Origin of the sequence: Methanocalculus chunghsingensis, from assembly GCF_018132105.1 — an archaeon.
In the GTDB taxonomy this organism is placed as follows: Archaea; Halobacteriota; Methanomicrobia; order Methanomicrobiales; family Methanocorpusculaceae; genus Methanocalculus; species Methanocalculus chunghsingensis.
Genome location: NZ_JWHL01000025.1, coordinates 1 through 10919 on the forward strand (window position 1 = coordinate 1; position 10919 = coordinate 10919).

9 protein-coding genes are annotated in these 10919 nt (G+C 51.6%); 4 read left to right on the forward strand and 5 right to left on the reverse strand.

The window, feature by feature from the left end:
* The 4 genes from RJ53_RS11010 to acs all read right to left on the reverse strand — a co-directional run.
* A partial coding sequence (locus tag RJ53_RS11010) for a hypothetical protein (RefSeq protein WP_211531684.1) occupies nt 1-288 on the reverse strand: 288 nt, incomplete at its 3' end.
* A gap of 40 nt (nt 289-328) precedes the next feature.
* Nucleotides 329-1912, reverse strand: coding sequence for a DEAD/DEAH box helicase (locus RJ53_RS11015; protein ID WP_211531685.1), 1584 nt, complete (start codon nt 1910-1912; stop codon nt 329-331).
* A gap of 103 nt (nt 1913-2015) precedes the next feature.
* A complete protein-coding gene (locus tag RJ53_RS11020) occupies nt 2016-3260 on the reverse strand; it encodes an L-lactate MFS transporter (protein WP_211531686.1) in 1245 nt (414 codons plus the stop codon).
* 31 nt (nt 3261-3291) lie between these two features.
* Entirely contained in the window at nt 3292-5184 is a 1893-nt protein-coding gene (gene acs, locus RJ53_RS11025) for an acetate--CoA ligase (protein WP_211531687.1), read from the reverse strand.
* Between the two features lie 227 nt (nt 5185-5411).
* Here acs and RJ53_RS11030 point away from each other — a divergent pair, with 227 nt between their 5' ends.
* The 4 genes from RJ53_RS11030 to RJ53_RS11045 all read left to right on the forward strand — a co-directional run bounded on the left by RJ53_RS11030 (nt 5412) and on the right by RJ53_RS11045 (nt 9997).
* Complete coding sequence (locus RJ53_RS11030; protein WP_246496110.1) at nt 5412-6761, forward strand: PAS domain-containing protein; 1350 nt, start codon at nt 5412-5414, stop codon at nt 6759-6761.
* 72 nt (nt 6762-6833) lie between these two features.
* Nucleotides 6834-7640 (forward strand): universal stress protein, encoded by an 807-nt coding sequence (locus RJ53_RS11035; protein WP_211531688.1) that lies wholly within the window; start codon nt 6834-6836, stop codon nt 7638-7640.
* Between the two features lie 12 nt (nt 7641-7652).
* The gene (locus tag RJ53_RS11040; RefSeq protein WP_211531689.1) at nt 7653-9155 is read left to right on the forward strand and encodes a BCCT family transporter; all 1503 of its coding nucleotides are present in this window, start codon (nt 7653-7655) and stop codon (nt 9153-9155) included.
* A 104-nt stretch (nt 9156-9259) separates the two neighbouring features.
* The gene (locus RJ53_RS11045) at nt 9260-9997 is read left to right on the forward strand and encodes a hypothetical protein (protein ID WP_211531690.1); all 738 of its coding nucleotides are present in this window, start codon (nt 9260-9262) and stop codon (nt 9995-9997) included.
* Nucleotides 9998-10189: 192 nt separating this feature from the next.
* On the opposite strand, the gene RJ53_RS11050 is transcribed toward RJ53_RS11045, so the two are convergent.
* The coding region (locus tag RJ53_RS11050) for a hypothetical protein (protein WP_211531691.1) at nt 10190-10919 on the reverse strand (730 nt) is incomplete at its 5' end.

Sequence of the window (10919 nt, forward strand, 5' to 3'; positions counted from 1 at the left end):
ACAATCCACAGCGGATGCATTGCCGTTTATTCTTATGATTATCACACAAGAGCGGATGCAGTACCTTTTTTCATGTACGATTCTTTCTGAGAAGAGTACCTTTTTCCACGCCTTCCTGGTGATTGCCCTGAATAAAAGAAAAGAGGGGGTCGAAATTGGGGTTGTTGCAGTATTGGTGCAGAGAGCAGGGAGTGCGGTTGTCCCTGGCACTCTGGCAGATACTACTCTCTCCGCAGGGTATATAGCAGCATGCAGCGGAGGGTGAAAGTGAAAAAAGAGTGGTGTCATGGATCGTCGCCATAGGCGATGATCACTATTTCCAAAAAAATTAGTTCTTCGTTTCAACCCGTGAAATCTCAACAGTGAGTCCACGAATTGTACGATCTTTCATTATCTCGACGATCTCCCGTGCGTTCTCCGCAGGGACATCAACATAGGTGAAGGTTTCGTAGATATCGATTGCACCGATGGATCGTCCTGGAAGGCCGGTCTCGCCTGCAATTGCACCAACAATATCCTTTGCCCTGATCTGGCGATCTTTTCCGACCGAGATACGGAGTCGTGCCATACCCGGCTCAATTGTGCCACCCTCATTACCGAAGGTCCGCTCTTCACTATCACGTCCACCAAGGTGGATCTTCATGAGTGCTGTGGCAACCTCGATACAGGTGAGTCCCTCCTCAAGTGCCTGCTCGACATGAGGGATGAATCGCTCACCAAGACCGGTTTCGCAGACTTCCTTCACCTTATCAATGAGGACACGTGCCTGTGATGCCTCGACATCATCGGTCGTTGGAAGGGGCATCCTGGTGATCTTGATCTTTGCGAACCTCTGGATCTCACGGAGTTTGTAGATATCTTTTGGACCGACAAATGAGAATGAGGATCCTGCCCGGCCTGCCCGTGCCGTCCGTCCGATCCGGTGGATATAATACTCAACATCCTGCGGAACATCATAATTGAAGACGGTATCAATCTCGCTGATATCGAGACCACGTGCGGCAACATCGGTTGCAACAAGAATATCGATCTGCCTCTTTCGGAACTTCCCCATGACGCGATCCCGCTGGGTCTGTTTCATATCACCATGAAGTGCGTCTGCGAAGTATCCTCGTGCCTGGAGACGTGATGTCACATCATCGACGGCCCGCTTTGTGTTGCAGAAGACCATTGCGAGATCAGGATTTTGGATATCCATCAGGTTACAGAGGACATCAAGCTTCTGGCGATCTTTGACCTCGAGATAGAACTGTTCTATCTGGGGAACCGTCATCTCAGCATGAACGACCTTGATAAACTCAGGGTTCTTCTGGTATTTTTTGGAGAGATCCAGAATGGCTGAGGGCATTGTGGCCGAGAAGAGGAGAGTCTGTCTTCCTTTTGGCGATGATTTCAGGATGCGTGCGATATCGTCTCGGAATCCCATGTCAAGCATCTGGTCTGCTTCGTCCAGAACGACGAACCTGAGGTTGGCGACGGTGAGGGTCTTCCGATCAAGGTGATCCATGATACGGCCCGGTGTTCCGATAACGATCTGTGCTCCTGCCCGGAGTGCCCGGAACTGCCGTTCGATCGGCTGGCCGCCATAAACGGGGACAATTGAGAGGCCTTTTCTGTACTGGCCAAAACGTGCAAATTCTTCTGCAATCTGTATCGCTAATTCCCGGGTCGGTGCCAGGACGAGTGCCTGAACATCGCGGTTATCGGGATCGATCATCTCTATAAGTGGGAGGCCGAATGCAGCGGTCTTTCCGGTTCCGGTCTGTGCCTGCCCGGTGATATCTTTACCCTCAAGGATGAGAGGTATAGCCATCGACTGAATTGGTGTTGCCTCTTCAAAGCCCATATCCGCAACGGCCTTGAGGAGGTCCTGGGATATTGAAAAATCCGAAAACTTTTTAGGTTCTTCCATTACGTACTATATCACTCTCTGAGGACTTAGTATCTTTGGATCGGGGAGATATAGGAACCAGAAAATGATTGATTATTTTTAATAAAAAAAGGATTTTGGAATACTAGCTGCTGTTTATCGGCTTGAGCAGGAAGTACCCGATAATTGCGCCAATGAACGCAAGGACGATAATATAGGGGAAGACGCCGAGGTAGCTTCCCGTAGTATCCCGGATAAAACCGGCAAGTTGTGGGCCGGCGATAGCACCTGCACCATAGGCAAGGAAGACGAGTCCGTAACACCGCGGATAGTCACAGGTTCCAAAAAACCGTGCTGTTGCCGTCGGTGCGATAGCGAGCCATCCGCCAAGACAGCCCCAGAGGATGCAGAATGCGATGATGTAGGTGATCTGGGAGGGAACTACCCAGAGCATCATCGAAGCGGCTGCGATCAGGAGGAAGGATATGACCGCCGCCCGGGCAGGCCTGAGGTGATCCGTCAGCCATCCGAAGAAGGGCCGACCTCCCCCATTAAAGATGGCAAAGACACCGACGAGCGCTGTTGCGAGGAGCGGGGCGATCCCGACGACCTCGACCCCGACCGGTTGGGATATGGATATCGCCATAAGTCCGGCGAGACAGCCGATGAAGTAGCAGATCCAGAGCCCATAGAAGGTCGGCGTCCTGATCATCCGGGATCGATCACACTCGCAGGTTTCAGCAATCGCCGATGGTGCAGGTCTCCACCCCGGTGGTGCAAATCCTGGTTCAGGGAACCTGAGTGGTAGTGCACAGAGGGTTATGATGACCAGGAATGCAACGCCAAAGACCCTGAAGGTGGTCATCACACCGATGAGTGGAATGAGGTATCCTGCGATGTTTGCAGAAATAAATGCAGAGAACCCGAATCCCAGCAGGGCAAGGCCGACGGCAAAACCACGCTTGTCCGGGAACCAGCGGGTGGCAAGAGCAACAGGTACGCCATAGGCGATCCCAACTCCTGCACCACCGATCACACCATAGACGAGATAGAGCATCTCAACAGATGTTGCTGTTGATGCCAGAAGCCAGCCAAGTCCGGTAAGCAGGCCTCCGACGATCGTCGTCTTCCTGGGTCCCCATTGATCGATATACCTCCCCGCAAGCGGCATCGCTATTGCGAATGCTGCAAGGAAGATCGAGAATGGCATCAGGATCTCGTTTGCAGTCACCGTTTTTCCGAGATCGGTGATGAAGTAGTCTGTCAGAGGTCTGACAAAGACACTCCATGCATAGATACTTCCAAGACAGATATTGATGATCAGCCCGAGGAGAACGTAGAGCCAGCGCCCCCGCTCTATCGGGAGTCCGAGTATGTGTTTATCTTGCATGGTATAACCGGGTAAATAGGTGGGATGGGTTTTATTCTTCCAGTGTTGATATGTCACCGGGGTCGATTCCCATCTCCTGCGCTTTCAGGACACGGCGCATGATCTTTCCGCTCCTCGTCTTTGGCAGCGAGGGGACAAAATCGATCTCAGACGGCATCGCGATCGGTCCTATACCCATCCGGACATGGTAGATCAGCTCATTCCTCAGCTTCTCACTCGGTTCATATCCGAGCCGGAGGATGACAAAGGCCTTGACTGCCTGCCCCTTAAGAACATCGGGTTTTCCGATGACTGCCGCTTCGGCAACCGCTTCATGGGAGACGAGGGCACTCTCGACCTCGGCAGTACCGATATTGTGGCCGGCGACGATGATGATGTCATCTGCACGCCCGAGTACCATAATGTAGCCATCCTTGTCCTTGACGGCGAGATCGCCTGCGGTATAGTATGGGGGGATCGTCTCCCAGTACTGGCGGTACCGCTCGTCATTGTTATGGACCGTCCGCATCATTGATGGCCAGGGCTCCTTGAGGACCAGCAGCCCGCCGACGTTTGGTGGTACCGGATTTCCTTCTTTATCGACGACATCTGCCTGGATTCCAGGGATTGGACGTCCGGCAAAGCCGGGCTTCATCGGTTCCCCGACCATCGTCGTGATCATGTGCATCCCTGTCTCGGTCTGCCACCATGTATCAAGGATCGGGCATTGCGACTTCCCGATCACCCGGTGGTACCAATCGAATGCCTCCGGGTTAAGAGGTTCTCCGACCGATCCGATGATCCGGAGTGTGTCGAGGTTCGACTTGTTCGGCCATTCCTCTCCAACCTTCATGAACATCCTGATCGCTGTTGGTGCTGTATAGAAGATCGTTACCCCAAACTCCTCGATGATTCGCCACCAGATGCCGGGATCCGGGTAGTCCGGGGTGGTTTCAGTGATAAGAACTGTTGCACCGGCTGCAAGCGGGCCATAGACGATGTAGCTGTGGCCTGTAATCCATCCGGGATCTGCGGTACACCAGTGGACATCGTTCTCCTTCATGTCAAAGACATACTTTGAGGTATAGTATGTTCCGACCATGTATCCTCCGGTGGTGTGGACGATCCCCTTTGGCTGCCCGGTCGTTCCGGATGTGTAAAGGATGAAGAGCGGATCCTCGGCATCCATCACCTCAGCTTCGCAGTCTTTGCTTGCGTTCTGAAGAAGCTCGTGGTAATCGATCTCCATCTCTGAAACGAGTTCGAGCTGGGGTTTTGTCCTCCGCAGGACAACGATCTTCTCGACACTCGGGGCATTGATGACTGCATCGCCAACGATCGTCTTGAGTGGGACCCGTTTACCTCGGCGATATCCGACATCGGCGGTGATGACGACCTTTGCATTGGCATCACGGATTCTGGTGTTGAGTGCGGAGGCACCAAAACCACCATAGACGATGCTGTGGACAGCTCCGATTCTCGCACAGGCGAGCATTGCAACGATATGCTCAGGGATGAGTGGCATGTAGATACATACGGTGTCACCCTTTTTGATCCCGAGGCTCTTTAATGCGTTTGCACACCGCTGTACCTCACGGTGGAGCTGTCTGTAGGTAAAGATTCTCTCCTGCTCCTCCTCCTCGCCACGCCATATCAGGGCAACTTTGTTCTTCCTCTCGCTGTTGACATGCCGGTCGAGGCAGTTGTACGTGATGTTCGTCTTCCCATTAACAAACCATTTCGCATAGGGGTGGCTCCATTCTTTCAATCTGTCCCATGGTTTGAACCAGGTGAGCTCCTGTGCCATTCCCTCCCAGAAAGCGTCCGGGTCTTTGAGATAGTGGTTATATGCCTCGTTATAATCACCAATGTTCGATGCCTCCTTGTACGAAGGATCCGGAACATAGGTCTTTGACTCGAGTTTTACATCGAAAGATTCTGCCATTGTCTTCTCCCCCATGCAGCATGCATGGATGTTGGATCAGGTCTCTCTGATCTATTCGCAGTGCTTACACACTCTTGTTGCTCTCAATTTATGATAAAGGTTATATTTGTTGAACACAAATGCACTGCATAGTGTATCATAGGGAGATTACGGGGTATATGCCAATGCCTGTTAAAAATGAAGAGATGATTCAAATAAAGGATATTTTGAAACGTTATCCGAGAGGGATGAGTATCACGGAGATATCATCTGCACTGCATCTCCACCGGAACACTGCAGCGAAGTACCTGGATATCCTCAAACTCAAAGGGGATGTCGACCGAAAGCAGATCGGAACGGCAAAGAATTATTTTTTGGTCCAACGGGTTCCTGTCTCTTCTCTGATCAGGTACTGGCCAGCCCCGGCTCTCATTACCGACGCCCGGCTCCATGCCGTCATGGTGACTGAAGGTGTTCTGACTCTCCTTGGCTGTTCCCTTGATGTCATCTATGGCGAAGTGATAGAGGAGATTCCAATCGCGATCTTCAATAACCCGGAGATCACCCGTATCTGCCATGATGCGGTTCAGGGGATATCCGGGTCGATCCCGGTTCGGACGGTGATCAGAAAGCGGGAACTTGTTCTCCGAATCGTCGGGATACCGGTCGTCTTCGATACCGGACGGGACGGGGCTGCACTCGTCTTTTATGATGAAACGGGTGAGTATCATGCACGGATGGAGCAGGAACGGTACAAACAGCAGTATGAGGCTCTCACCACCGGACAGACCGAATTCATCCTCCATGTCGGACCGGACATGACGGTGACATTTCTTAATACCCCGTTCTCTATCCGTGCAGGGCGGAGTGAGGAGCAGATCCGTGGGATGGCATTCCGCTCATTCTTCCCTGCCACTGCTCATGAGATGATCACGTCTCTTCTCCAGGGTATCACCATTGATTCGCCCTCCGGAGAAGCAACTCTTCCGATGATCAGGACTGATGGAACCCTCCGCAGGGAAAAGTGGAGTATTCGCGGTATCTTTGATGATCAGGGGAGGGTGGTTGCATACCATGCAGTCGGACGGGATATTACCGAGCTCATCACCTGCCGCGAGCAGCTCGATCAGTACCACAGGAACCTTGAAGAGCTTATCGAAGAGCGGACACGATCGATGCAGGAGGCGAACCGGATGCTGATGGCGATGATCCGGGAGAAGGAGGACCTTGAGCGGGATCTCCTCTTCATCCAGTATGCCTTTGACCATGCATCGGATTCGATCCTCCTCTTCAATGAGGAGGGGCGGATCATACGGGCTAACAAGACCGCTGCTCTTCTGCTTGGCTATTCCCATGAGGAGCTTCCGGGGCTGCATGTCTATGAGATCAATCCCTCAATCTCAAAGAAGCAGTGGGAGCAGATGTGGGCAGCCGGATATCCCGGGAAGAAGGAGAGGACTGAATCGATCCATCGGCGCCGAAACGGGGAGATTTTTCCAGTGGATGTTTCCCGGACGTTCGTTCGGTTCCTCGACAGGATGTACTTCTGTTCAATTGCCCGGCCGATAGAGGCAGGAAGCGGAGAACAAATACATTAAAGGTTTCCAAACCCGAAAGTACCGCAATTCAGGATATCGGGTATAATCCTGTTTTTTTCCGGAGGAGATCATATGTTTGAGAAAACACTGATTCCGGTCTCATATGGGGAGAGACCAGAGGAACTGAAAAAGATCGGGAAGATTCTGAAGAATCTTGGATCAACCTCTATCTGCCTCTTTCATGTCATCGAGGCGGGCTCGCTCTTCCGGGGATCCGATATCTCCTGGCTCACGATCCTAAAGGAGACACTTGAGGAACTCGGCCTTGATGTAGAGGTGAAGATGGGGGCTGATCATATCGCCTCCTCTATTGTTGAAGCGGCACTGCATGAGGGTGCTGATGAGATCTATATGAAGACGAAACGACGCTGGCAGATCGGAACGATGCTTCTTGGGAGTATATCACGGGATCTCCTCCGCCTCTCAGATATTCCGGTCTTCGTTCATAAGGTGAGGCCCCGTCTTCCAGGTGATGAGGAGGTGATTACACGGGAGGATCTGATCATCCTCTATGCAACCGACTTTGGTGAGGCATCCGTCCGTACGATTCCGTATCTTATGGAGTTTCAGGGAGGATGGTGCCATATCCTCCATGTGAGGGGACGAATGGCGGATCCCTTTGCGGAAGAGATCGAGAAGAGGCGTCTGCATGAGAAGCTTCTCGCAGTTGAGGAGGAGCTCCGCCCGTACTATGGGCGTGTCACCTCCGAACAGATGGTCGGCGATCCATCATCTGAAGTGCTTCATGTCTCTGATCAGATCAATGCCGATGTTATCGTCCTTGGGAGGAAGAAACCTGCCTTCTTCTCTGCACCGATGGGTGAAACCGCAGAGAGGATCGTCACCTCATCCAGGGCATCGATCTTCCTTGTTCCATAACCGGAGGTTCGTATGTGGAATGAATATCTGAAAAGAGAGTCTGTCTTCCTCCTCTCAGCCGGGATAATCCTCTTTTTCATAGCAGTCGGGATCATCAGCCCTGATCTGCTTGAATCTGTATCGCAAGCGATCCATGCCGGTATCCTTGACTATTTCAGCTGGTTGTATCTCATCTCAGCCTTCTTCTTTCTCATCTTCGCACTGGGGATTGCTCTCTCTCGGTACGGAACGATCAAGCTCGGGTATGATGCAGAGAGGCCTCAATACAGCTTTTTTGGATGGATTGCGATGCTCTTTGCGGCAGGAATGGGGATCGGACTCATCTTCTGGGGGGTCTCTGAGCCGCTTCTTCATTTCCTCATGCCACCGCCATTCATGACTTCCTCAACCCCGGAAGCTGCTTCGTTTGCGATGCGTTACGTCTTCTTCCACTGGGGTATCCATCCGTGGGCTATCTACACCATCGTCTCCCTTTCGATTGCCTACTTCTCGTTCCGGCGGGGAATGCCGGCGCTGATCAGCTCATGTTTCTACCCGGTGCTTGGGGAGAGGATCTACGGGATGCCCGGCAAGCTTGTTGATGTGCTGGCTGTCTTTGCGACGGTCTTTGGTACTGCAACGTCGCTTGGGTTTGGTGCCCTCCAGATTCATGCAGGATTTACCCACCTCTATGGATTGTCGTCTGCCATCTCTGTAACGATTGGGATCATCGTCATTGCTACCGCTCTTTTTATGGCATCAGCAATCCTTGGTGTCGAGAAGGGCGTTCAGATACTCTCCAAAATTAATATCATCATCGCGACAATCCTCCTTCTCTTCATCCTCTCACTTGGGTCAACACCCTATATTCTCAATATCTTCACCTCCACTCTCGGGGGATATATCAATAACGTCATTGATCTCAGTCTCCAGTCCTATCCGTTTGAAGGATATGGATGGAGCAGAGACTGGACGATCTTTTACTGGGCATGGTGGATCTCCTGGTCCCCCTTCGTCGGACTCTTCATCGCCCGGATCTCCCGTGGCCGGACGATTCGTGAGTTTGTCCTGACAGTCCTCTCTGTCCCGACCCTCTTCACCTTTATCTGGTTCTCTGTCTTTGGGGGATCGGCGCTGTATCTTGAGCTTGAGAGAGGTGTCGATCTTACGAGTGTTGCGGGTGAGGATGTCTCGCTTGCTCTCTTTGTATTCCTTGAACAGTACCCGGTATCCGGTCTCCTCTCCCTCATTGTGATCCTCCTCCTGATCGTCTTCTTCGTCACCTCGGCCGACTCGGCGACGGTGGTGCTGGGCTCCCTCACCTCAGGGGGGAGTATGATCGTTCCGATGTACAAGAAGGTAATCTGGGGTCTCTCTCTTTCAACGGTGGCAATTGTCCTTCTACTGACCGGAGGGCTTGATGCTCTCCAGATGATGGCGATCACAGCGGCGTTTCCATTTATGATCGTGATGGTTATTCTCTGCTATACGCTCTGGGTCGGTCTTTCGCAGGAGAAGGATCGGATAGAGCAGTGAAGGGGGAATACATCCCTCTTCTGCTTCAAATTTAAATAAATAATGTTAATATTCGACAAATCCAATTTGAATAAATATATATATCGGGATGGTGTAGGAGATGTATGACCCAGAAAGGAGAATCACAGAGTCTCTATAGTCGGGAGTATATCATGCCCGGCTCAATGATGAAAGGGCAGAGAACGTCTCTTCGCTCCGAATACGCTGCATCAGCAAAAAGCCGTGATATCTACAGCCGCGAGTATCTCATGGCCGGGGCCGCGGTATCCCGGTCTGCCGGAAAGAAGACGGCGACTGTGCCTGCTATGAAGGAGAGGGATGCCTATAGTCGTGAGTACCTGGTTGCAGGGAAGGGTGGAACCGGCGTATCACTGGTGACTGCAGGAACAAAAGAGCGTGATCTCTACAGTCGGGAGTATCTGATACCTGGTGCTGTCTCTCCCGAACCTCCCGGGAAGAAAGATGCGGTGAATAAGCCACCTGTTATGGCAGCCCGTGAGAGGGTGCCGGATGCCTATAACCGTACGTACCTGGTCCCCGGAGAGGGTACGGGAACTGCACTATCCACTTCAAACGTCGGGGAACAGGATGTCTATAGCAGAAAGTACCTGGTGCCTCAATCTGGCGTCAAATCTGCAGGATCTGCGCATGTTTCCATGTATAAACCCGGGGTGTTTAAGATAGAAGGCTCTCCGGCGAAAGCTGCTGTGGAAAGGAAAGAGACACCGCCAGCACCACCACAGGAGATCGCTCCTGCCGAAAAGGCTCCTGAAAAAGCATCAGAAGAGTCGCTCGTGGAGAAGATATCAAAGTTCGTGCATGGTATCTTTGGATCAAAGTGAAACGGCTCTTCATGCGGAGTGAAAATTTCTTTCCTTTTTTCTATCCTTGTTCCGATAGGATGAGATGCTTAGGTTAATTACTGAAAATTACCTTCTGCTTTTCATCGGAGCCCGGAGTTTTGATGATATCAAGGATCGGGTATGGTATAATAAAAGGAGGATGTGAGGATAATCCGGCTATCGATCACCCTCTCACGTTTCTTCAACAGCTATACCTTCATCTGCTACATCGTCTCCGGTTTCATCACCGGGAGAACCAGATTCATTCCCGGCTTCATTCCCTGTTTCATCGTCGGTTTGATCGCCTGGTTCTTCTTCGGTTTCATTACCGGTTTGATCTTCTGTATCACTTCCCTCTTCTGTATTCTCTTCTTCCTCAGCCTCCTCCTCCTCAACGGGGATGCAGTCTATCCAGAGGCTCCCCTGAACCGGTCCTTCTCCTCCTGATACGGTTATTGAGAACAATATCGTGCTTGTTGCATTAACTTCAAGAATTTCAGGCAGTATCACCCGCTCATTCGGTGAGAAATATACTGTCTCTCCATTCTCTCCAAGTCGTGCTCCATAGATGATAAGATCGTCATCAATACCCATATTGCACTGCCGAATTGTAATGTATACTGGAACATTTCCTGTATTGCGGACGGTCGGCTGTACGGCGGTTTCAGAACTTGCATTAATACCAATCCATTTCTCTGTGCCGATCTTCAGCTCGCCATAGTCAAGACTGTTGATATCGGTTGTGATGGCGGCAATAACTGGATTGGTGATGGGAACGTCAGTCTTTGTTGGATCTGAGTTTGCCTCTTCATCTTCAGCAGCTTCTTCTCCGGTTTCATCGCCGGTCTCGTCTCCTACTTCTTCCCCGGTTTCTTCCTCGGCTTCATCTCCGGTCTCGTCTCCTACTTCATCTCCGGTTTCT